Annotated in this window: 18 protein-coding genes; 10 read left to right on the plus strand and 8 right to left on the minus strand. The window is 74.1% G+C overall.

From position 1 onward, the window contains the following. The first annotated feature begins 199 nt into the window (after positions 1–199). On the plus strand, positions 200–451 hold the full coding sequence (locus CHF16_RS09660; RefSeq protein ID WP_245868320.1) for a GntR family transcriptional regulator: 252 nt from the start codon (positions 200–202) through the stop codon (positions 449–451). A 528-nt stretch (positions 452–979) separates the two neighbouring features. On the opposite strand, the gene CHF16_RS40165 is transcribed toward CHF16_RS09660, so the two are convergent. The 4 genes from CHF16_RS40165 to CHF16_RS09675 all read right to left on the minus strand — a co-directional run bounded on the left by CHF16_RS40165 (position 980) and on the right by CHF16_RS09675 (position 4,468). After that, positions 980–1,141: a hypothetical protein gene (locus CHF16_RS40165; protein ID WP_179271457.1), complete on the minus strand. Its 162-nt coding sequence runs from the start codon at positions 1,139–1,141 to the stop codon at positions 980–982. After that, positions 1,138–1,383: a hypothetical protein gene (locus CHF16_RS09665; protein ID WP_089325616.1), complete on the minus strand. Its 246-nt coding sequence runs from the start codon at positions 1,381–1,383 to the stop codon at positions 1,138–1,140. The genes CHF16_RS40165 and CHF16_RS09665 overlap by 4 nt, the downstream gene beginning before the upstream one ends. A gap of 555 nt (positions 1,384–1,938) precedes the next feature. After that, positions 1,939–3,633, minus strand: coding sequence for a sialidase family protein (locus tag CHF16_RS09670; RefSeq protein WP_089325617.1), 1,695 nt, complete (start codon positions 3,631–3,633; stop codon positions 1,939–1,941). Between the two features lie 112 nt (positions 3,634–3,745). Continuing rightward, the gene (locus CHF16_RS09675; RefSeq protein ID WP_089325618.1) at positions 3,746–4,468 is read right to left on the minus strand and encodes a FadR/GntR family transcriptional regulator; all 723 of its coding nucleotides are present in this window, start codon (positions 4,466–4,468) and stop codon (positions 3,746–3,748) included. Positions 4,469–4,618: 150 nt separating this feature from the next. On the opposite strand from CHF16_RS09675, the gene CHF16_RS09680 reads away from it, so the two are divergent. The 7 genes from CHF16_RS09680 to CHF16_RS09710 are packed head-to-tail and all read left to right on the plus strand — an operon-like array spanning position 4,619 to position 12,749. After that, the gene (locus CHF16_RS09680; RefSeq protein ID WP_089325619.1) at positions 4,619–6,214 is read left to right on the plus strand and encodes an ABC transporter substrate-binding protein; all 1,596 of its coding nucleotides are present in this window, start codon (positions 4,619–4,621) and stop codon (positions 6,212–6,214) included. Positions 6,215–6,247: 33 nt separating this feature from the next. Further along, positions 6,248–7,207 (plus strand): ABC transporter permease, encoded by a 960-nt coding sequence (locus CHF16_RS09685; RefSeq protein ID WP_089325620.1) that lies wholly within the window; start codon positions 6,248–6,250, stop codon positions 7,205–7,207. After that, positions 7,204–9,216, plus strand: a complete 2,013-nt coding sequence (locus tag CHF16_RS09690; protein ID WP_089325621.1) for a dipeptide/oligopeptide/nickel ABC transporter permease/ATP-binding protein — start codon at positions 7,204–7,206, stop codon at positions 9,214–9,216. The genes CHF16_RS09685 and CHF16_RS09690 overlap by 4 nt, the downstream gene beginning before the upstream one ends. Further along, positions 9,213–10,265 carry an oligopeptide/dipeptide ABC transporter ATP-binding protein gene (locus CHF16_RS09695; RefSeq protein WP_245868321.1) on the plus strand — a complete coding sequence of 351 codons (1,053 nt, stop codon included), beginning with the start codon at positions 9,213–9,215 and terminating at the stop codon, positions 10,263–10,265. The genes CHF16_RS09690 and CHF16_RS09695 overlap by 4 nt, the downstream gene beginning before the upstream one ends. Continuing rightward, positions 10,262–11,200 (plus strand): dihydrodipicolinate synthase family protein, encoded by a 939-nt coding sequence (locus tag CHF16_RS09700; protein WP_179271456.1) that lies wholly within the window; start codon positions 10,262–10,264, stop codon positions 11,198–11,200. The genes CHF16_RS09695 and CHF16_RS09700 overlap by 4 nt, the downstream gene beginning before the upstream one ends. After that, positions 11,197–12,060 carry an ROK family protein gene (locus tag CHF16_RS09705; protein WP_089325623.1) on the plus strand — a complete coding sequence of 288 codons (864 nt, stop codon included), beginning with the start codon at positions 11,197–11,199 and terminating at the stop codon, positions 12,058–12,060. Before CHF16_RS09700 ends, CHF16_RS09705 begins: the two co-directional genes overlap by 4 nt. Beyond that, on the plus strand, positions 12,057–12,749 hold the full coding sequence (locus CHF16_RS09710; protein ID WP_089325624.1) for a putative N-acetylmannosamine-6-phosphate 2-epimerase: 693 nt from the start codon (positions 12,057–12,059) through the stop codon (positions 12,747–12,749). The genes CHF16_RS09705 and CHF16_RS09710 overlap by 4 nt, the downstream gene beginning before the upstream one ends. On the opposite strand, the gene CHF16_RS09715 is transcribed toward CHF16_RS09710, so the two are convergent. Beyond that, on the minus strand, positions 12,704–13,720 hold the full coding sequence (locus CHF16_RS09715) for an alpha/beta hydrolase (protein ID WP_218826608.1): 1,017 nt from the start codon (positions 13,718–13,720) through the stop codon (positions 12,704–12,706). The two genes, CHF16_RS09710 and CHF16_RS09715, sit on opposite strands and share 46 nt — an antisense overlap. Positions 13,721–13,928: 208 nt before the next feature. On the opposite strand from CHF16_RS09715, the gene CHF16_RS09720 reads away from it, so the two are divergent. After that, on the plus strand, positions 13,929–14,129 hold the full coding sequence (locus CHF16_RS09720) for a hypothetical protein (RefSeq protein WP_089325625.1): 201 nt from the start codon (positions 13,929–13,931) through the stop codon (positions 14,127–14,129). Between the two features lie 208 nt (positions 14,130–14,337). Here the strand turns inward: CHF16_RS09720 and CHF16_RS09725 are convergent, their stop codons facing one another. From CHF16_RS09725 to CHF16_RS09735, 3 genes are all read right to left on the minus strand, one after another. Then, positions 14,338–16,611, minus strand: a complete 2,274-nt coding sequence (locus CHF16_RS09725; protein ID WP_089325626.1) for a SulP family inorganic anion transporter — start codon at positions 16,609–16,611, stop codon at positions 14,338–14,340. Positions 16,612–16,784: 173 nt separating this feature from the next. Beyond that, on the minus strand, positions 16,785–18,611 hold the full coding sequence (locus tag CHF16_RS09730) for a hypothetical protein (RefSeq protein WP_143227934.1): 1,827 nt from the start codon (positions 18,609–18,611) through the stop codon (positions 16,785–16,787). 268 nt (positions 18,612–18,879) lie between these two features. Then, complete coding sequence (locus tag CHF16_RS09735; RefSeq protein ID WP_089325784.1) at positions 18,880–19,461, minus strand: YbhB/YbcL family Raf kinase inhibitor-like protein; 582 nt, start codon at positions 19,459–19,461, stop codon at positions 18,880–18,882. A 462-nt stretch (positions 19,462–19,923) separates the two neighbouring features. Between CHF16_RS09735 and CHF16_RS09740 the strand changes: the two genes are divergently transcribed. Beyond that, positions 19,924–21,270: an NAD(P)/FAD-dependent oxidoreductase gene (locus CHF16_RS09740; protein WP_245868343.1), complete on the plus strand. Its 1,347-nt coding sequence runs from the start codon at positions 19,924–19,926 to the stop codon at positions 21,268–21,270. The last annotated feature ends 122 nt before the right edge of the window (positions 21,271–21,392 follow it).

The following is a 21,392-nucleotide window of genomic DNA, read 5'->3' on the forward strand; positions in this document are numbered from 1 at the left end:
GTCAGGCCGCCGCGCCGGTCCGCCGTCCAGGTGGGCGCCGTGTCGTGCCGCCGCACGGTCCAGCCGTCGAGCTGTGGTGTGTCCATCGGGGGTCCTTCCCGTTGCTGAACGTGACGGCACCATACGTCCACTTGTACATGCCCGTCCATGGACGAGCGTGTCTATGTAGCGTTATCCCTGGTCACATATGGTCTTGATCATGGAGGAGATCAAGGACGGGCCCGTCCCGAAGTGGCGGCAACTGGCCGACCGCATCGCCGCGCGCATCGAGTCCGGGGAGCTGGCACCCGGCGACCCGATCCCCTCTGAGACCGCGCTCGAAGCTCAGTACGCCCTCGCTCGCGGGACGATCCGGAAGGCCATCGCCGCTCTGCGCGAGGAGGGGGTCATCGTCACCACGCGCGGCAAGGGCTCATACGTCGCCGAGTCCGTCGGCGACGAGCAGGGGTGACCCGGCGGCCTGAGTTGGGTTGGCCCATACGCAGGTCGGGGGTGTCCAGTGGACACCTCCCCGCCCGGCCGGGGTGTCCATGGCCGTGGACGTCCCCGCGGGCTTTCCGTCACGCTCCCTGACGGAAACCGAGGCACCGGGCCTGGCACCTGGGACGGACCGGGCAGTGCCCGGCGCGTCCCCGCGCGCAGGGGCCGGACGACCCCCCAGGGGTGTCGGTATTAACGACCCCCCCGCCACCGTGCGCACGGGCCGGACCCCTGGACCATGTTCGCGACGCCGCGAAAATGGTCCCCGCCCCCGTGCGCACGGGCCGGACAGGGGCGGGGAGCCCGGCTGAAACCATGGTTTCTCCCCGCCCCCGTGCGCACGGGCCGGACGGCCGTCGACCGTTACCGTGGTAACGGTCTGAGTCCCCGCCCCCGTGCGCACGGGCCGGACCCTCGCCGGCCTGCGGACACGAGAGCGCCCCGGCCGCCGCCGTGGGGGCAGCAGTCCGGGGCGCTCCACAGCCCTCCCCGCGGGAGGTCAGTCGACGGCGCGCAGGTGCGGGCGCTGGCGCCGGGGCTCTGGGAGCGTCTCGCCGAGCAGGTCGGCGATCACCTCCGACAGGCGCTCGATGCGCCGCTCGGCGTCCTCCAGGCGCGCGGCCAGCTCCCGCACGTCCGGGGCGGCCGCCGCCGCGCTCACGCCTCCTCCCGCTCGTCCAGCCACGCGCGCACGCGCTTGATGCACGGCTCGGCGGTCCGCAGCGCCTCGCGCAGCGCCCTGGGGTCGTGGGAGTCGATGGCGTCCTGCAGGCGGTTGATCGTCCGCGTGAGGTCCCGCTCGACGGTCTCGGCCGAGATCGCCACCTCCGCCGCCGCGCGCACCGTGGCGGGCTCACCGCCGGGGTAGGCGCCGGGGGTGGGGTCGGTAGGCTTGTTGCCCATGGCAGGAGGCCCTTCCTGTCCTAGGCCCCGGGGTCGGTGTTCGCAGCACCGCCCGGGGCCGTCCTATGTACACCCTTTGGGGTGTCATGACACCCTGGACTATAACCCTCCTGTCATGACACCCGCAAGGGGCGTTCGCGCTCCGTAGGATGCTGCTCGTCATGACACCCCAGAGAGAGGGCTCGGGATGCCAGGCAAGGGCACGCCACGCCGGACGATCCGCGTGAGCGACGAGCAGTGGCGCAAGGCCAAGGAGAAGGCGGAGAAGGAGGGGCGGGACGTCTCCGACGTCGTCCGTGACTGCCTGGACGAGTACACCAAGGATGACCCGAAGAAGTAGCTCCCAGAGCGCCAGAGAGCCCGCCGCCCGGTCGATGCCGGGGGCGGGCTCTCTCAGTTCCGTCTCAGTTCCGCCGGAGGGTGTCTAGCGTCGTCAGACGTTGACAACCGATGACAGGCAGAACCGCAGGTCAGACGACATGTCGCCGGATCGTCCGAGGTCAGGGAACCGCGTCCCGCTGTACCCGGCTTACAGGCCGACTCGTCCGCCTCCTCTCAGCTTTCGAGCCAGGGGAGGGTGGTGCGGGTGAAGACGATGCCGCCCGTGTCGCCTATCTCGTAGAGGGTGCCGACGGAGCCGTCCGCCAGGACGGCCATGGTGGAGTAGCCGGCGGCGCCGGGCTTGATGAGGGCCTGGCGGGGCCAGCTCGCGCCGTCGTCGCGGCTCACGCGGACGGTCAGGTCCGTGCGGGACGTGGCCGCGTTGTTGCTGTGCAGGGCGATGCTCGTCAGGGACGGGTTGCCCGCGGCCGGGCGCAGGTAGGCGATCTCGTCGCCGTTGCAGCCCGGGTCGATGAGGCCGCTGTTCCAGGACGTCCCGAAGGACGAGGTGACGTCGGGCGCGGTGGCGTACCAGCGGTCGCCGCCGGCGTTGGAGCGCATGTTCTGGGCGACGCGGCCGGTGCCGCGCTGGACGACCTTGCTCTCGTTGACGCCGGTTCCGGCGGTGGTGCCGTTGTGCCAGGTCGCGCCGTGGTCGTCGGAGTAGATGTTGGACGCGTGGTCGCCGGACGAGTCGCGGTAGACGATCGGCTGGACGAGGCGTCCCGAGGCGAGCTGGATGCCGTGCCCGGAACTGGCGAACATGCCCGCCCAGGTCGGCTTGCGGACGTGCGGGTTGAGGTCGACCGGGGCGCTCCAGGTGGCGCCGTCGTCGGTGGAGGTGATGTAGCGGATGTGGGTGTTGGTGGTGGAGGTCTCGGAGGTGTCACCGGGGGTGGAGCCCCAGTAGCCGACGCCAGGCTTGGGGGCGTAGGTGAAGAAGCAGAAGATCTTGCCGGTGGCGCGGTCGACGAGCAGGCTCGGGTCGCCGTAGCCCTCGGACGGGGTGGGCGCGTTCGCGATGATCTTCGGGTGGCTGAAGGTGGCGCCGCCGTCGGTGCTGCGGGTCATCGCGATCCGGATGTCGTTGGTGCCGCCGCCGAGGTCGTAGCTGCCGTCCACGCGGGCGTCCATCGTGGCGACGATCGTGCCGCCGTTGGTGACGGCGAGGGCCGGGATCCGGACGGACTTGGCGGCCTTGCCCAGGCCGTCGATGACCGTGGACGTGGTGAGGACGGTCTGCGCGTTCATCCCGGGTCTCCCGGTGCCGACGCCGCAGCCGGACGTGCCCGAGACCGTCTTGCTCCAGGACCCGGACGTGACGTTGAAGGTGTACGGGGTGCCGTCCGGGACCGTCCAGTAGAGGCCGTCGTTGCCGGTCCCGGCGGGGACGGTCACGGTCCAGGGGGAGTAGGGGCGGCCCGGCCAGGCGACGGTGAAGGTGCGGGCCGCGGGGGAGTCGTTGGCCAGGATGAGGCGCAGCCGGTGCGGGCTGCCGCAGTCCATGCTCGCGCGGACGCTGAGCGCGTCGGTGCAGTCGAGCGTGCCGCTGACGGTCTGGTCGAAGCCCTCGGGGGTCGTGGTGCGGAACGTGTAGGCGGAGCCGGACGGCCGGGTGAAGTGGAAGTGGGCGCTGTCGCCCGCGGCGACCTGGGCGGTCCAGGTGCCGTAGCCGGGCCAGGTCAGGGTGAAGGTGGTCGCGGCGGAGGTCCGGTTGACGACGGTCTCCTGGATGCGGCTGGACGTGCAGTCCGTCGTCACGGTGGCGGATTGGGCGACGGCCGCGTGCGCGGCCGGGACGGCGGCGGTCGCGGCGAGGACGGTGAGCGCGGCGGTCAGGCCCGCGGCGGCGCGGGGGGACGGGGGCATGGCCTCAACCCTCTCGGTAGGACATGGGATGTAGGATGTCCTTCACGGAGGGAAGCTAGACGGGGGCGCCGGGGGCGTCAACCCCTCGGGGGCCTCTTCGGCCCGCGTGGTTTCAGCCCGCGTGGTCGAGCCGGTCGCGGATGCCGCGGAAGTGGGCCGCCATGGCCGTCGCGGCGGCCGACCGGTCGCCGGCGCGCAGGGCCTCGTAGATGTCGCGGTGCCGCTGCGCGACGTCGTCGGCCTCCTGCCGGACCGGGGCGAGGTCGTGCTGGAGGGTGCGGTACACGTCCCAGAACGCGCCGAGGAGCTGGTTGACGATCGGGTTGGCGAGCGGCCGGTAGAGCAGCTCGTGGAAGCGGCGGTCGGTCTCGGGCGTGACGAAGCCCGCCGCGGCCTCCTCGTCCATCCGGCGCATGATCTCGTCGAGCTCGGGGTCGCCGTCGGCGAGGCCGCGGTCGATGACCTGCTCGACGAGGCCGCGTTCGAGGACCTCGCGGACGTCCACCAGGTGCGCGAGGTCGTCGCGGCCCTGCCGCTTGGAGATGCGGGCGTGGAAGGTCAGCTCGTCGACCAGCGCGCCCAGCGACATGCTGCCGACGTACATCCCGAAGCCGTGCCGGATCTCGACGATGCCGACGGCCTGCAGCGCCTTGAGCGCCTCGCGCAGCGAGTTGCGGCTGACGTCCAGCTCGTCCACCAGCTCGAACTCGGTGGGCATCGGGTCGCCCACCGCGAGGCCGCGCTCCAGGATCAGCTGCTTGATCCGCTGCTGAACCTCCTCGGTCCGGCTGCTGCGGCCGCGCGTCGCGCGGCCCCGGGCCCGAGCTGTGGTCATCGGCTCCCCCAATCGTCTGCGGCCCGGCACTTGACCTCGCCGGTGCCGACGCCTACGGTACACCGACGAACGACGTTGGATGTCCTACCTCCCCTGCGACCTGCGGGGAACTAGTCTGCAACCCCCACCCCTCCTCCCTCAGGAGACGATGTGACCGATCTCCAGCCAGGCCGCGGCCTGCACCGCCGCGACTTCCTCCGCTACACCGGACTGCTCGGCGCGGCGGCGACGATCAGTGCCGGCCTGGCCGCGTGCGGCGGCCCCTCGTCCACCGGGTCCGGCGGATCCGGCGGGTCCAAGGACACCATCCAGGCCGCCCTGGCCTACGCCCTGTCCGGCGGCTTCGACCCGATGACGGCCTCCAGCGCCGTCGCCGTGGCCGCGAACCTCCACGTGCTGGAGTCGCTGGTCGACCTCGACCCGATCACCCGCAAGCCCTACAACGCGCTCGCCAAGGCCGACCCCGAGAAGGTCGACGACACCACCTACCGGGTCGCGATCCGCGACGGCGCGAAGTTCCACGACGGCTCCGCGGTCACCGCCGACGACGTCGTGTTCAGCTTCGAGCGCGTCCTGGACGAGAAGAACGCCTCGCTGTTCATCCAGTTCCTCCCGTTCCTGGACGGGGTGAAGAAGGTCGACGCGAGCACCGTCGAGTTCAAGCTCAAGTACGCGTTCGCGCTGTTCGCCGAGCGGCTGTCGGTCGTGAAGGTCGTGCCGAAGAAGCTCGTCGAGGCCGACCAGAAGAAGTTCGACTCGCTGCCGGTCGGATCCGGCCCGTACAAGCTGGCCTCGGCGAGCGCGACCGACGGCCTGTCGTTCGCCAAGTTCGACGGCTACAACGGCCCGCGCCCGGCGAAGGTCCAGAAGATGACCTGGCTGCTGCTGGCCGAGCCGTCCACCCGCGTCACCGCGCTCCAGTCGGGCCGCGTCCAGGCGATCGAGGCCGTCCCGTACCTGAACGCCGAGGAGCTCGGGAAGGCCAAGGCCGTCGAGTCGGTACAGAGCTTCGGCCTGCTGTTCCTGATGTTCAACTGCAAGCAGAAGCCGTTCGACGACGTGCGGGTCCGGCAGGCGCTGCACTACGCGCTCGACACCGACAAGCTGATCAAGACGGCGCTGCTCGGCAACGCCGCCGCCGCGACCAGCTTCCTGCCCGCCGGCCACCCCGACTACGCCGAGGCGGCCACCGTCTACAAGTACGACCCCGCCAAGGCCAAGCAGCTGCTGTCGGACGCCGGCGTCAGCGGCCTGAAGGTCGAGCTGATCACCACCGACACCGACTTCGTCAAGGACTGCGCGCCGCTGATCAAGCAGAGCTGGGACGCGATCGGCGTGTCGACCACGCTCAACGTCGGCCAGTCCGGCGGGCAGTACTCCAACCGCGTCGACACCGGCAAGTACCAGGTGATGGCGGCCCCCGGCGACCCGTCGGTGTTCGGCAACGACTGCGACCTGCTGATGCGCTGGTTCTACGTCGGGACGTGGCCCGAGCACCGCAGCTACAACTCCGGCACGCCCGAGGCCAAGAAGGTCGTGAGCCTGCTGGACGAGGCGGCGCGCGAGGCCGACGAGACCGCCCGCCGCGGGCTGTGGAAGCAGGCCATCGACATCGTCGCCGAGCAGGCCGCGCTGTACCCGGTCTTCCACCGCAAGCTCGTCACGGGCTGGGACCGCGAGGGGCTGCCGGGCTTCAAGCCGATGGCCACCACGGGACTGTCGTTCCTGGACGTCGGCCGCGGCTGACCTCCACCCCGCCGGACAGAACGGACGCCGCCCATGGCAACGATCCTGCGCATGACGGCGGGACGGCTGCTGACCCTCATCCCGATGGTGCTGGGGATCACGCTGTTCGTCTTCGTCGTGCTGCGCTTCTCACCGAACGACCCCGCCTACAACGCGCTCGGCGAGGGGGCCACGCCCGAGGCGCGGCACGCGTACGCGGTCGAGCACGGGCTCACCGACCCGCTGCCCGTCCGCTACGTCCGGTTCCTCGGTGACCTGGTGCGCGGTGACCTCGGGGTCACCGCGCCGCCGAGCCGGTCCGTCACGGACGCGATCGGGACGGCGTTCCCGCTGACGCTGCAACTGACCGTGTTCGCGGTGATCCTCGGCGCGCTGTTCGCGGTGCTGCTCGGCGTCACCGCGGCGCTGTTCCGGGACCGCTGGCCGGACCAGGCCATCCGGGTGCTGTCCATGGCGGGCGTCGCGATGCCGTCGTTCTGGCTCGGCATCCTGCTGATCCAGTGGTTCGCGCTGCGGCTCGGCTGGTTCCCGACGGGCGGCTACGTCAACCCGGCCGACTCGGTGAGCGGGTGGCTGCGCAGCCTCGCGCTGCCCGCGGTCGCGATCGCGTTCCCGGTGGGGTCGCTGCTCGCCCGGGTGGTGCGCACGGCGATGGTCGAGGAGCTCGACCGCGACTACGTGCGCACCGCCGTCGGCGGCGGCCTGCCGCGCGTGGTCGTGGTCGGGCGCAACGTCCTGCGCAACGCCCTGATCACCCCGCTGACCGTGCTCGGCCTGCAGATCGGCTACCTGCTGAGCGGCGCCGTCGTGGTCGAGGCGATCTTCGGGCTGCCCGGCCTCGGCACGCTGATCATGCAGGGCGTCACCGCCGGCGACCCCGCCCTCGTGCAGGGCGTCGTGCTCGGCATCGCGCTGACGTTCCTGGTGGTCAACCTGCTGGTGGACGTCCTGTACCTGTTCGCGAACCCGCGGCTGAGGGGAGCCACCCGATGAGCGGAACCCTGCCCGGCGGAAGACTGCTCGGCGGACCGGCCGGCGCGCTGCGGCGGCTGCGCCCGGCGTCCCGCGTCGCGCTCGGCGTGCTGCTGGTGATCGCGGTGGCCGCGCTCGCCGCCCCGCTGATCGCCCGGCACGACCCGCTGACCACCGGCATCGCGAGCCAGGCGCCGTCCGGCGAGCACTGGTTCGGCACCGACCGGGTCGGCCGGGACGTGTTCGCCCGCGTCCTGTACGGGGCGCGCTGGTCCCTGGCGATCGGTCTCGGCGCGACGCTGCTCGCCCTCGCCGTGGGGGCGCTGCTCGGCGCCCTCGCCGCCACGACCCACCGCGTCGTGGACGAGATCATCATGCGCTGCCTGGACGTCGTCATGGCGTTCCCGGCGGTCGCGCTCGCCGCGGTGCTCGTCACCGTGTTCGGCAAGAGCCTGCCCGTGCTGATCTTCACGATCGCGTTCCTGTACGTCCCGCAGATCGCGCGGGTGGTGCGGGCCAACGTGCTCGCGCAGTACGGCGAGGACTACGTCGCCGCCGAGCGGGTCATCGGCGCCGGGCGCGGGCACATCCTGCGCCGCCACGTCGTGGTCAACTGCGCGGCGCCGATCCTGGTGTTCTGCACGATCGTGGTCGCCAACGCGATCGTGTTCGAGGCCAGCCTGTCCTTCATCGGCGCCGGCGTGCAGGACCCCGACCCGTCGTGGGGAAGCGTCATCGCCTACGGCAAGTCGCTCGTCCTCGCGGGCGGCTGGTGGGCCACCTTCTTCCCCGGCCTGTTCATCCTGGTCACGGTGCTGGTGCTGAACGTCCTGTCCGAGGGCGTGTCGGACGCCTGGGCCGCGCCCGCCGCCCGCGCCGCCGCCGACCCGGAGGCGGACGCGGCGCCCGCCGAGCGCCCGGCGGCCGCCGCCGACCCGGACGGCACCGCCGATCGGCACGGCACCGCCGACTCGCACGGCACCGCCGACCTGCGCGAGGCGGGACGGCGGTTCGCCGAACGGGCCCGCCCCCTGCCCGAGGGGGAGCCGCTGCTGCGCGTCGAGGACCTCACCATCGGGTTCCCCGACCGCTACGGCGACCTCAACGTGGTCGACGGGGTGTCGCTGGACGTCCGGCCCGGCGAGGTCGTCGGCCTCGTCGGCGAGAGCGGCTGCGGCAAGAGCCTCACCAGCCTCGCGATCATGGGCCTGGAGCCGCGCGGCGCGCGGATCGGGGGCCGGCTGCTGTTCGACGGCCGCGACCTGCGCGCCCTGCCCGCCCGCGAGCGGCGCCGGCTGCTCGGCCACGACATGGCGATGATCTACCAGGACGCGCTGTCGTCGCTGAACCCGGCGATGACGATCCGCGCCCAGCTCCGCCAGCTCACCCGGCGCGGCGGCACCCGCACCCCCGCCGAGCTGCTCGAGCTCGTCGGCCTCGACCCGGAGCGGACGCTGCGCGCCTACCCGCACGAGCTGTCCGGCGGCCAGCGGCAGCGGGTGCTGATCGCGATGGCGCTGTCGCGGGACCCGCGGCTCGTCGTCGCGGACGAGCCGACCACCGCCCTCGACGTCACCGTCCAGGCCGCGGTCATGCGGCTGCTGCTGCGCCTGCGCGCCGAGCTCGGCTTCGCGCTGATCCTCGTCTCGCACGACCTGGCGCTCGTCGCCGACGTCACCGACCGGACCGTGGTGATGTACGGCGGGCAGGTCGCCGAGGCGGGCACCACGCCGGAACTGGTCGCCGGGGCCCGGCACCACTACGCCCGCGGGCTGCTCGGCGCCGTCCTGTCGCTGGAGGCCGCCGGGGGCCGCCCCGTGCAGATCCCCGGCGTGGTGCCGGCGCCGGCGCACTTCCCGGCGGGCTGCCGGTTCGCCGACCGCTGCGCCGCCGCGACGGACCTGTGCGCGACGACCCGGCCGGAGCCGTCCGGCGACCCGCACCGGCACGCGTTCGCGTGCCACCACCCGATCGGCGCGGTCCCCGGCGCGGGCGACCCGGTCACGGCCAAGGCGGGAGAACCACGATGAGCGCCAGCAACCCAGTGAGTGCCGGGACCGGGCCGAGCTCCAACGTGATGGAGCTGCGCGACGTCCACGTCCGGCTGCCGGTCCGCCAGGGCAACCCGTTCCGCCGCGCCGCCGTGCACGCGCTGACCGGCGCCGACCTCGCGATCGGGCGCGGCGAGACGGTCGGGATCGTCGGCGAGTCCGGCTGCGGCAAGTCCACGCTCGCGAAGGTGCTCGTCGGGCTGACCCGGCCCACGTCCGGCACCGTGCTGTTCGAGGGCGGCGACCTCGGCGCGCTGCCGCGCCGCGAGCGCGCCGCCCGGCTCGGCGCGTCCGTCGGCATGGTCTTCCAGGACCCGTCGACCGCGCTCAACCGGCGCCTCCCCGTCCGGACGATCCTGCGCGACCCCCTGGACGTGCACCGGCGCGGCACCCCCGCCGAGCGGGACGCGCGGGTCCGCGAGCTGATGTCGCTGGTCGGGCTGCCGGCGCACCTCGCCGGGGCGCTGCCCGGCCAGCTGTCGGGCGGGCAGCGGCAGCGCGTCGCGATCGCCCGCGCGCTCGCGCTGGAGCCGGCGCTGCTCGTCGCGGACGAGCCGACCTCCGCCCTCGACGTGTCCGTCCGGGCGCAGATCCTCAACCTGATGCTCGACCTGAAGGACCGGCTCGGGCTGTCCATGGTGTTCGTTTCGCACGACATCCAGACGGTCCGGCGCATGTCCGACCGCGTCGTCACCATGTACCTCGGCCGGATCGTCGAGGAGGCCCCGGCCGCCGTCGTCGCGGCGGCCGAGACCCGCCACCCGTACACGCGCGCGCTGCTGTCGGCGACGCCGAGCCTGCTCGACCCGATGGAGCCGATCCGGCTGGACGGGCCCGTCCCGTCCGCCGTGCACCCGCCGAGCGGATGCCCGTTCCGCACCCGCTGCTGGCGCGCGACCGCGGAATGCGGGGAGGCCATGCCCGAGGTCGCGCCCGGGCCCGCCGCCGGGCACCGCTACCGGTGCCTGCACCCCGTCACCGATCCGTCCGACCTCGCCCTGTCCACCGTTTCCCAGGAGATTCCGTGACCCCCGCTCCCACCGGCCCCCTCACCGGGGTCGTCCCGCCCGTCTGCACCCCGCTGACCCCCGATCTGGAGGTGGACGTCCCGTCGCTGGAGCGGCTCGTCGACCACCTCGTCGGCGCCGGCGTGGACGGGCTCTTCGTGCTCGGCTCCACCAGCGAGGTCGCCTTCCTGCCCGACGCGCACCGGCGCACCGTGCTGGAGACGGTCGTCAAGCACGTCGCCGGCCGGGTGCCCGTCCTCGGCGGCGCCATCGACATGACGACGCTGCGGGTGATCGAGCACGCCCGGGTCGCGGCGGAGGTCGGCTGCGACGGCGTGGTCGCGACCGCGCCGTTCTACACCCGTACCCACCCCGCGGAGATCGAGCGGCACCTGCGCGACGTCGCCGCCGCCGTCCCGGTGCCCGTCTACGCCTACGACCTGCCGGTCTCGGTGCACTCCAAGCTGGACGGGGGCATGCTGCTGCGCCTGGCGTCCGAGGGCGTCCTCGCGGGCGTGAAGGACTCCAGCGGCGACGACGGCGCCATGCGCGCCCTGATGCTCGCCCTCCGCGACGCCGGCGCGGACCGCTTCAGCGTGCTGACCGGCGCCGAGCTGACCGTGGACGCGGCCTTCGCCATGGGCGTGGACGGCGTCGTCCCGGGCCTCGGCAACGTCGACCCGGCGGGCTACGTCCGGCTCCGCCGGCACTGCCTGGACGGCCGCTGGGACGAGGCCCGCGCCGAGCAGGAGCGGCTGCTGCGCCTGTTCGGCATCGTGGACGCGGGCGCACCGGACCGCATGGGGCGCGGCTCCTCCGCGCTCGGCTCGTTCAAGGCGGCCCTGCACCTCCTGGGCATCATCGACCACCCGGTCACGGCCCCGCCCCAGATTCCCCTGAACGAGGCGGAGACGGACCATATCCGCACGCGCCTGACCGACGCCGGACTCCTATGACCGCCCCGCCACGCCCGCCCGCCGCGGCGGAGGGGGTCTACGCGGCGCTCGACATCGGCGGGACGAAGATCGCCGCCGCGCTGGTGGACGCCGGTGGAACGGTCCGCTCACGGGAGCGCGTGGCGACGCCCCGCACGGGAGGGGCCGACGTCCTCGCGGCGGCGGCCCGGCTCCTGGAGGGACTGGGCGACGCTCCCGTGCGGGCGCTCGGCGTCGGCGCGCCCGGCGTCATCGACCCGGAGACCGGGAGCGTCGCGTCCGCCACCGAGGTCCTGCCCGGCTGGGCGGGGACGCCCGTCCGCGACGCCCTCGCCGAACGGACGGGGCTGCCCGTCACCGTGGTGAACGACGTCCGCGCCATGGCCTACGGCGAGGCCGCGGCCGGCGCCGGCGCCGGCTTCCACCGCGTCCTGCACGTGTCCGTGGGGACGGGGGTCGGCGGCGCGCTGACCACCGGCGGGCGGCTGGAGCACGGGGCGCACGGCACCGCAGGGGAACTGGCGCATCTGCTCGTCCCCGAACGGGGGCCGGTGCCGTGCGGCTGCGGCCGGCGCGACCACCTGGAGGCGGTGGTGTCCGGCCCGGCGATCGAGGCCGCCGGGGACGCCCCGCACGCCGGGGCCGTGCTGGGCCGCGCCCTGGCGGGGCTCCTCGCCGTCCTCGACCCGGACGCCGTGGTGGTCGGCGGCGGCGTCGCGCAGCGCGGCGCCCCGTTCCTGGACGCGGTCGCCGCCGCGTTCCGGGCGGAGGCGCTGCCGCCGCTGCGCGAGACGCCGATCGTCCTCGCTGGCCTCGGCACCGACGCACCGCTCGTCGGCGCCGCACTGCTCGCCAAGAACGTGCAAGGGAGTCCGCTTTGACCTCCGAATCCTTCAGCGAAGCCGTCGCCGGGCGGCTGATCGTGTCGTGCCAGGCGGGGGAGGGGCATCCGCTGCGCGACACCGGCGCCATCGTCCGGATGGCCCGTGCCGCCGTGGGCGGGGGCGCCGCCGCGATCCGCTGCGGCGGGGTCGGCGGCGTTCCCGACGTGGCCGGCGTCGCCGCCGCCGTGGACGTCCCCGTCGTCGGCCTCACCAAGGACGGCAAGGACGGGGTGTTCATCACCCCCACGGTCGAGGCGGCCCGCGCGGTCGCGGCGGCCGGCGCGCACGTCGTCGCCGCCGACGCCACGTTCCGGCCGCGCCCGGACGGCCGTCCCCTCGCCGCGTCGATCGAGGCCGTGCACGACGCCGGGGCGCTGTTCATGGCGGACGTGTCATCTCTGGAGGAGGGCGTCGCCGCCGCCGAGGCCGGGGCCGACGCCATCGCGACCACCCTCGCGGGCTACACCGACCCCGGGCCGCCCCCGGACGGGCCGGACGTGGACCTCGTCCGCGCGCTGCGCGCGGCCCTGCCGGACGCCCTGCTCGTCGCCGAGGGCCGCTACCACTCGCCGGCCGCGGCGGCGTCCGCGATCGAGGCGGGCGCCACCTGCGTCGTCGTCGGGACCGCGATCACCGACCCTCAGTGGATCACTTCGCGGTTCGCCGCCGCCGTGTCCGCCCCCTGACCCGCGGTCTCCGCCCGACCCACGGTGAGGAGTCCGCGCAGGTCGGCGGCGGCCTGCCGGGCCGCCTCGTCGGCGGTCGCGGAGACGCCGCCGAGCCCGAAGAACCCGTGGTTCAGCGTCGGCCACTCGCGGTGGACCACCGGCACGCCCGCGTCCCGCAGGGCCGCCGCGTAGGCGTTGCCCTCATCCCGGAGCACGTCGAACCCCGAGGTGTGGACGGCCGCCGGAGCGACCCCGGCCAGGTCGGCCGCGCGCAGTGGCGACACCTCCCAGCCCTCCCCGCCGCCGGGCGGGGCGTACAGCTCGGCGAACCAGCGCATGCCCTCCAGCGTGAGCCCGTACCCCTCCGCCCGCTGCGCCCTCGACGGGTAGCGGGCGTTCACGGCGGCGTCGGCGTACCCGCCGAGGACGTCGGTGACCGGGACGATCAGCAGTTGCGCGGCGAGCGGCACGCCCCGGTCGCGGCAGGCGATCGCGACGGACGCGGCGAGCTGGCCGCCCGCGCTGTCGCCCGCGACGGCCGTCCGCCCGGACCCGGCCGCGGCGACGTGCAGCGTCGCGGCCAGGCAGTCGTCGAAGGCCGCCGGGCACGGGTGCTCGGGCGCCAGCCGGTAGTCGACGCCGACGACGGTCGAGCCCGTCTCCACGGCGAGCCGCCGCATGTGCTGCAGGTGCGTGTCGAGGTCGCCGGCGATCCAGCCGCCGCCGTGGAAGAACAGCACGGTCGCGTCGGTGAACCGGGTCGCGGGCTCGATCACCCGGACGGGCACCGGCCCCGCGGCCGTCTCCAGCACCGTGTCGCGCTCCGCCGCCGGGACGGGCGGGTCCGCGAGCAGCGAGCGCGACCGCTCGTTCACCGCCCGCGCGTGGACGCGGGCGCCCGCCACGGACGGGTCGGCCGCCGTCGGGTCGAGGGCGCGCCGCCGGAGCCACTCGGCGATGTCGGGGTCGAAGCCGGTCTCGTCGGACATGCGCCGCCTTTCCAGGTCGTCGGGACATCGGACATCCTATGTCCTGAGGGACCGATCCGGCGAGCGCGCTGCGCCAGGAGACTCCCGCGAATCAGGTCACCGGACACAGAAAGGATGAAACACGGCGCTTACCGTCCTGGTAAGAGCCGATCGCCGTGGACGGCGACGGCGGCGGGGCCGGTGCTGGGCCCCGTGGAAAGGAGCGCTGATGATCGCCATCGTGTTCGTGGCCCTCGCGTTCGCCGGGCTGCTCGGGGGCCTCGTGTACCTGTGGGACTTCTCCCGCGCCAGCAGGCGCGACGCCCTGTTCCTGCCGGCCCCCGACGGCCGCGCCCGCCGCGCGCGCCGCGTGACCGGGATGTACGTACGCGACTACGCGCGCGGCGACGACGAGCTCGTCGGGCGCTGATCGACGACCGCGGCCGGGCGCAGGCCGCATGGGAAGGACCGCCGGGCCGGTGCGTGCACGGCCCGGCGGGTCCGGCCACGGGCCCGCCCGTCGGGGTGGCGGAGCCGGTGGGCGATGTGCGGGCCGTCCGGACGGGGGCGGCCCGCACACCGTTGGAAGGGACGGGGGCGGCGGGACGGGCGGACCCGCCTCGATCGAGGCCGGAACCTCAGGTGAGGGTCGTGTGCGACCCCGGGACCCCCGGCACCTCGTCCGGGACGCGGGCGAACGTGCCGGTGGCGCGGTCGAGGATCTCGACGTCCGCCGACGCCAGGTCCAGGTACAGGCCGACCAGTTCGATCTCCCCGGCCTCGACCCGCTCCCGCAGCCACGGGTAGGTCAGCAGGTTGTCGAGCTGCTGCATCACGTTGATCTTGCAGAGCCGGGTGAGCGGCGGCTCGTCCCAGCCGTCGGGGTCGGTGGACAGGAAGCGGGCGAGGCTGTGGTTGCCGTGCCGCAGCCAGCGCGACAGCCCGGTCAGGTGCTCCACCTCGGTGCCGCCGGCGAGGAGCGCGGCCATCGCGCCGCAGTTGGAGTGCCCGCAGATCGTGATCGTGCGGATGTCGAGGACGCTGGTGGCGTACTCGACGGTGGCCGCCACCGAGTCGTCGGGCGTCTGCGTCCCGTAGCGGGGCACGAGGGCGCCGACGTTGCGGTTGATGAACAGGTCGCCGGGCCCGCTGGCGGTGATGATGTTGGGCACGACGCGCGAGTCGACGCAGGTGATGAACAGATGCTGCGGCTTCTGCTTCATCGCCAGCTCGGACATGATCGGACGGACGAGCGAGGCGGTGCTGTCGTGGTATTCGCGGATGCCTTCGAGCAGCACCGCCGCGGGGGAGGTCTCCGGCGCGTCGAGTTCGGCCTCCGGGCGGCGCCGCCGGTTGGCCCAGGGCGCCCACCAGCGGGCCTGAGGAGCGGTTTTGCGCGGTTGACTCATATCGCCTGTCACCGCCCTTTCATACCAAGCCTCGTGAATCTCGTCGATATCGACCCTGCCTCCCTGGCGTTCATGCCCGATCCGCCACTGGTGGATCGCGTCGAACGCGGCATGGTCCATGAAGTCGACGTTGAGGTCCAGGTCGACGCTCGAACCGGCCGGGATCGCCCGCAGCGCGCGGGCCACCCGCGGGACGCCGAGGAAGGTGAACGTTCCCTCGACGACGACGTGCCACCGGGGCGGGGCGGGCACGTCGCCGGGCACGGGCACGAGCTCCTCCGTCCGGACCGACAGCCGCGTGAGCCGCCGCAGCGCCAGCACCGCGATGATGCCGACGCCGACGAGGACGCCGTGGCCGAGCCCCAGCAGCACGACGCCGGCCAGGCTGCCGAAGTAGGCGGGCACCTCCCGGTGGTGCCGCAGGTCGCGGACGCGGTCGAGGTCGGTGAGCCGGAGCCCGAGCATGATCAGCAGTGCGGCGAGCGCGGCCAGCGGGACCATCTCGATCAGCGGTGCGCAGCACAGCACGAGGAGGAGCACCCACACGCCGTGCAGCACGGGGGACAGCCGGGTGCGGCCCCCGGCCTCGATGTTGGCCGTGCTGCGGACGATCACCCCGGCCACCGGCAGCCCGCCGAGCAGCCCGGACGCGGCGTTCGCGGCGCCCTGGGCGCGCAGCTCCCGGTCGAGGTCGGCGGGCGGGACGCCCGGCGGCCGGACCCGGTCGACCGCCACGGTGCACAGCAGGGACTCGAGGCCCGCCACGAGCGCGACGGACAGGACGGCTCCGGCGATCCCGATCGGCCCGCCCTCCGGCAGGGCGGGGGCCGCCCATCCGCCGAACGGCGCGTCCGGCAGGTCGACGCGCGGCACCGGCAGCCCCAGGCACCAGGCGGCGGCGGTGGCGGCGGCGACGGCCGGCAGCGGCGCCGGGACCAGCCGCAGCACCCCCCAGCGCGGCATCCGCGACCACAGCACCATGACCAGGACGGTCAGCCCGGCCACCAGCGCGGGCGGCAGGCCCGGCCGCATCAACTGGTCGGGCAGCTCCCGCAGGTTGGCGATCGCGGACTGCTGCGGCCCCCCGCCGAGCACGACGTGGACCTGGCCGAGGACGATCACGATGCCGACCCCGGCGAGCATGCCGTGCACGACGGCGGGGGAGACGGCGAGCGCGGCCCGTGCGAGCCGCCCCGTGCCGAGGACGAGCTGCACCAGCCCGCCCAGGACGGTGATCGTGCAGGTGGCGCGCCACCCGTAGGTCTGCACGAGCTCGGCCACCAGCACGGTGAGACCGGCGGCGGGCCCGCTCACCTGGAGCGGGGCGCCGCCGAGCAGGCCGGCGACGATCCCGCCGGCCGCCGCGGCGATGAGCCCGGCCGCGACGGGCGCGCCGGACGCCACCGCGATGCCCAGCGACAGCGGGACCGCGACGAGGAAGACGACGAACGAGGCGAGCAGATCATGCCGCAGGGCGGACACGTTGCGTGGCTTTGGAGTCACACACCGTATATAAGCACGATTAGCGGGGCCACGGGCGGACACAACGCCCGCGCCGCGATGGCGTGTCCCATCGAGGGTCGCCGGAGTGTCGCGGGAGTGCGGAGGGGGCTTACGCGGTGAGGGCCGCCGGACGGTGTCCGGCGGCCCTCACGGTGCGCGATGTGCGGGTGCGCTCAGCGGCGGTAGTTCTCCCAGTCGTCGGCGGGCTGGCGGTTGCCGTACGGAGGGGCGTCGCTCTGCTGGCCGCCCTGGTAGCCGCCCTGCTGCTGCGAGTTCCCGTAGTAGCCGGGGCCGCCGCCGTACGCCTGGGTGGCGTTCGGGTCGGGGTAGCCGCCCGGCGCGCCCTGGTCGTGCGGCGCGGCGAGCGGGTCGGCGCCGCCGTTGTAGCTGCTGCCGCTGAAGTCGCCGTAGACGCCGCCCTGGGAGCCGCCCGAGCCGAGCGGGTCGTCGTAGCGCGGGGACTCGCCGTAGGCGGGGGCCGTCGGGTAGCCGTCGCTCTGCTGGCCCTGGCCGTAGCCGCCGGGCGCGGCGCCGAGGCCCTGGTCGTAACCGCCGCCGGGGCCGCCGGACGGCCACGGGCCGGTGTTCCCCGTGTTCGCGGGCGGCTGGTTCGTCCCGAAGGAGCCGGTGCCGAGCGGGTCGCCCAGCGGGTCGTTCAGCGAGCCGCCGCCGTAGGAGCCGCCGGGGTCGGACGCGGGCGGCGCGCCCGCCGACCGCTGCCGGTCGGACTGGATGCGCTGGAGCAGTTCGTCCACCGTCGGGAGCTTGTGCCCGTCGGTGTCGGAGCCGCCGTGGGCGGCCGGGGCCGGGGCGGGGGAGGGCGCCGGGACGGGCGGGGCCGCCGGGGGCGGCGGCGGGGCCGCGGGCTCCTCGGGGCGGCCGAGGGGCAGGCCGAGCGGGTCGGACACGCGCGGGTCGGCGCCGCGCGGAGCGCCCGGGCCGAGCGGCATGTCGTAGTCGGTGCGGCCGGGGTCGGTGCGGGAGGGCGGCGGGCCCGCGGCCGGGCGGCCGCCGAGCGGGTCGGAGCCGTACTCGCCGTAGGACGGCTCGCGTGAGCCGTACTGGGGCTGCTCGGGGACGCCGTACTGCTCCTGGCCGCCGTAGGCCGGCTCACCGCCGCCGTAAGACGGTTCGCCGCCGCCGTATGAGGGCTCGCCGCCGCCGTAGGACGGTTCGCCGTACGACGGCTCACCGGGCCCGTAGTCGGCCGCCGCGCCGTACGCGGGCTGCGGTTCCGGCCCGCCGTACACCGGCTGGTCGGGCGCGCCCGGGCCGCCGTAGGGCGGCTGCGCGCCACCGGGGCCGCCGGGACCGGCGAGGTCGGCGGGGAGCGGGTCGAGCGCCGTCGCGCCGGGGTCGCTGCCGAAGGGCGCGCCGGCCGGGAACCCGCCGGGCGCCTGCTGGGGGCCGGTGCCCGGCCCGCCGGAGTGGCCGCCGAGGCCGTTGAGGACGGTGCCGTCGGCGCCCATCGAGACGGGCTGGGTCAGCTGGGGCTGCTCGGCGGGGGGCGGTTCGGGCGGGGAGGCCTGCGCGTTCAGCGGGTCGGCGGCGGGGCCGGGCTCGGGGTGCTCGCCCTGGCCGTCGCGGTCGTGCTGCCAGGGGAACTTGGGCTTGTCGAAGGTGATGGTCGCCCAGTAGTCGTCGTCCTCCATCTCGTCCGACGCCGGGCCGCTCGGGGCGGGGGGCGGCGGGGAGGGGGCGGCGGTGGGCGCGGCGAGCGGCCCGCCGGCGACGCGGCGGTCCGGACCGGGTTCGGGCGCGCGGTCGTACCCGCCGTCGTAGCCCTCGTCGTAGCCGTCGTTGTAGCCGGGCCCGTAGTCGTCCTGGCCGCCCGCCAGCTCGTGCGGCGGGGCGGCGCGGCGGCCCCGCGGCTGCGGCTCGTCGTCCATCCAGTCGTCGTCGTCGCGTCCCGCCCTGCTGGCCCGCAGGCCCAAGGCCACGAGGACGACCACGAGGACCACGACCACAATGAGGCCGAAGACCACGATGTAAGAAGTCATGCCACCACCCAATGCCTTGGCCCAGCGGGAGTCGCCGGCGCGGACCGCGGGTCCGTCCCGATTGTCGCAAGCGTCCGGATCGTCACGGGCGGCCGCCCATGCGGCTCAGCACGATTCTGTCCGACCGCTATGACCGTTGTCACACCCTTCGCGCACATTTACCCTCACACGGCGCGCGCCGATCGGCCAACTCCGCCGATCCCCGCACCCCTGTCGGCTCCGGCCCCCCGAGGGGTCCGCGTTGACCCGGTGCTCGCAGGCTCCACGGTCAACGCGCCTGCTCGCCGCCGAAGTTCCCGATGATCCGCCCGCGGCCGATGGTGTGCTCGGCGATGGCGGGGAGCGAGTCCTTCAGTGCGGCGCCGTTCTGGAACGGTGCCGGATCGTCCAGCGCGTAGATGGTGAACCGGTACCGGTGCTCTTCTCCCTTGGGCGGGCACGGTGGCGCGTAACCCGCCTTCTTGTCCGTGGTCAGCCCTTCGACGGTCCTGTCCAGCCTGGCGCCCTCGACGATCTCGTTCACCGTTCCGTCGATGCCCGCGATGACCCAGTGGACGTAGGCGCCGCCGGAGGCGTCCGGGTCGTCCGCCACGATCGCGAACGACTTGGTTCCGGGCGGGCCCGACCACCGGAGCGGCGGGGTCTTGCCCTGCCCGCCAGGGTACGTGCTGCAGCCGTACCGCGGGGGCAAGTCGCCGCCATCGTGGAAGGCCGGGCTGGTCACGGTGAACCACTCCGACAGTTCGGCGCTCTTGTTCTGCGGCTGGCCGATCAGGCCGCAGCCGCTCAGGGCCGCGCTGAGGGCGAGGGCGCCCGCCGCGGCCGCCGCCGGACGCCGGTGTCTGCTCATCATCGATACGCTCCCGGGCGAGATCGTACGCCGCGCACCGCCGGGCCGCCGTGGTCTCGGTCCCGCATCTCGGCCGTGCGTGTCCCGCCGCCGGCGCCCCCTTCCTCGTCCGCCCCAACCTTAGGGCTTCCGCCGGGGTGGGACGGGCGGTTCGGCGCGCCGTCCGCCGGGTCGTCCGGCCGTCCGCCGGACGACGACGATCATGCGTGTTCTGTCCCGTTCCAGCCCGTTTTTTGCGAAGGAGTGGCGGGTTTCACACCCGAGTTGGGCCCCTGGTTTACCGGAACGGGAAGTTCTCGGGTTCTTTCCTGGTTCTCCATTGGTGCAGGGCACGTTCCATCGGGTAGCTTGTGAATGTCTTCACAAGCCGACCGTGATCATAGGAGGGCCGCAATGGCCAGGACCGCCGAGGAGACCTCTGGCGCTCCCCACATCCTCATCGTGGGTGGCGGCTATGTGGGCATGTACACCGCGCTGCGTCTGCAGAAGAAGCTCAAGCGGGAGCTGAGGCGCGGCGAGGTCAAGGTCACCGTCGTTGACCCCAACTCGTACATGACGTACCAGCCGTTCCTCCCCGAGGCCGCCGCCGGGAACATCTCCCCGCGGCACGTCGTCGTCCCGCTCCGCCGGGTGCTGCCCAAGTGCACCGTCCGCAAGGCGCGCGTCACCGAGTTGAACCACGACGAGCGATGGGCGATCGTCCAGCCGCTGGCCGGGCCGCCGGAGCGCATCTCCTACGACTACCTGGTCATGGCCGCGGGCGCGGTGCCGCGGCTGCTGCCGATCCCGGGGCTCGCCGAGAACGGCATCAGCCTCAAGACCGTCGGCGAGGCCATCCACCTGCGCAACCACGTGCTGGAGCAGCTGGAGATCGCCGAGTCGACCGACGACGTCGAGCTGCGCCGCAAGGCGCTGACCTTCGTGTTCGTCGGCGGCGGGTTCGCCGGCGTCGAGGCCGTCGCCGAGCTGGAGGACATGACCCGCGACGCGACCAAGTACATGCGCAAGGTCACCCCGCAGGACCTGCGGTTCATGCTCGTCGAGGCGGCCGACCGCATCCTGCCCGAGGTCGGCCCCGACATGGGCAAGTGGACCGCCGAGCAGCTGCGCGGCCGCGGCATCGCGGTGAAGATGAACACCTACCTGCAGTCCGCCGTCGACGGCCAGATCGAGCTGTCGGACGGCACCAGCTTCCCCGCCGGGACGCTGGTGTGGAACGCGGGCGTCAAGCCGTCGCCGGTCGTCCGGCACGGCGACCTGCCGCTGGACGAGCGGGGCCGCGTCAAGGGCACCGAGTACCTCACGGTCGAGGGCCTGGTGCGGGCGTTCACCGCCGGCGACAACGCCGCCATCCCGGACCTGACGCAGGAGGGCATGTACTGCCCGCCGAACGCGCAGCACGCCGTCCGCCAGGCCAAGCTGCTCGGCGACAACATCGTCCGGTCGCTGCGCGGCAAGACCCTGAAGCCCTACGTGCACGGCAACCTCGGCGCCGTCGCGGGCCTCGGCCTCCACAAGGGCGTCGCGAACCCGATGGGCTTCAAGCTCAAGGGCTGGCCGGCGTGGTTCTTCCACCGCAGCTACCACGGTGCGATGGTGCCGACCTTCAACCGCAAGATCCGCGTCATCGCGGACTGGACGCTCGCGCTGTTCCTCAAGCGCGAGACCGTCTCCCTCGCCACCATCGAGCAGCCGCGCGCCGACTTCGAGCTCGCGGCCCTCGACGAGGCCAGGGCGAAGGCCAGGGCCGGCGACGGGAAGGCCGGCGACGGCAAGGCCGAGAGCGAGGCCGCCGAGTCCGCGGCCTGAGCCGCGCGCCCCGCGCGCCCCGTAGTGCCCCGGACGCCCCGGCGGTCCCCGCGACCGGCCGGGGCGTCCGGCGTCCTGCGGCAGGACCGGCCTGCGGGAGGACCGGCCTGCGGGAGGACCGG

It is taken from the genome of Actinomadura meyerae, assembly GCF_900188445.1.
GTDB lineage: Bacteria > Actinomycetota > Actinomycetes > Streptosporangiales > Streptosporangiaceae > Spirillospora > Spirillospora meyerae.

Bases quoted from the DNA above. Each gene is read 5' to 3' on its own strand.
- CHF16_RS09670 (WP_089325617.1), bottom strand. From the start codon at position 3,633: ATGCCCCCGTCCCCCCGCGCCGCCGCGGGCCTGACCGCCGCGCTCACC.
- CHF16_RS09720 (WP_089325625.1), top strand. From the start codon at position 13,929: ATGATCGCCATCGTGTTCGTGGCCCTCGCGTTCGCCGGGCTGCTCGGG.
- CHF16_RS09695 (WP_245868321.1), top strand. From the start codon at position 9,213: ATGAGCGCCAGCAACCCAGTGAGTGCCGGGACCGGGCCGAGCTCCAAC.
- CHF16_RS09735 (WP_089325784.1), bottom strand. From the start codon at position 19,461: ATGAGCAGACACCGGCGTCCGGCGGCGGCCGCGGCGGGCGCCCTCGCC.
- CHF16_RS09730 (WP_143227934.1), bottom strand. From the start codon at position 18,611: ATGACTTCTTACATCGTGGTCTTCGGCCTCATTGTGGTCGTGGTCCTC.
- CHF16_RS09675 (WP_089325618.1), bottom strand. From the start codon at position 4,468: ATGACCACAGCTCGGGCCCGGGGCCGCGCGACGCGCGGCCGCAGCAGC.
- CHF16_RS09660 (WP_245868320.1), top strand. From the start codon at position 200: ATGGAGGAGATCAAGGACGGGCCCGTCCCGAAGTGGCGGCAACTGGCC.
- CHF16_RS09685 (WP_089325620.1), top strand. From the start codon at position 6,248: ATGGCAACGATCCTGCGCATGACGGCGGGACGGCTGCTGACCCTCATC.
- CHF16_RS09690 (WP_089325621.1), top strand. From the start codon at position 7,204: ATGAGCGGAACCCTGCCCGGCGGAAGACTGCTCGGCGGACCGGCCGGC.
- CHF16_RS09715 (WP_218826608.1), bottom strand. From the start codon at position 13,720: ATGTCCGACGAGACCGGCTTCGACCCCGACATCGCCGAGTGGCTCCGG.
- CHF16_RS09705 (WP_089325623.1), top strand. From the start codon at position 11,197: ATGACCGCCCCGCCACGCCCGCCCGCCGCGGCGGAGGGGGTCTACGCG.
- CHF16_RS09740 (WP_245868343.1), top strand. From the start codon at position 19,924: ATGTACACCGCGCTGCGTCTGCAGAAGAAGCTCAAGCGGGAGCTGAGG.
- CHF16_RS09665 (WP_089325616.1), bottom strand. From the start codon at position 1,383: ATGGGCAACAAGCCTACCGACCCCACCCCCGGCGCCTACCCCGGCGGT.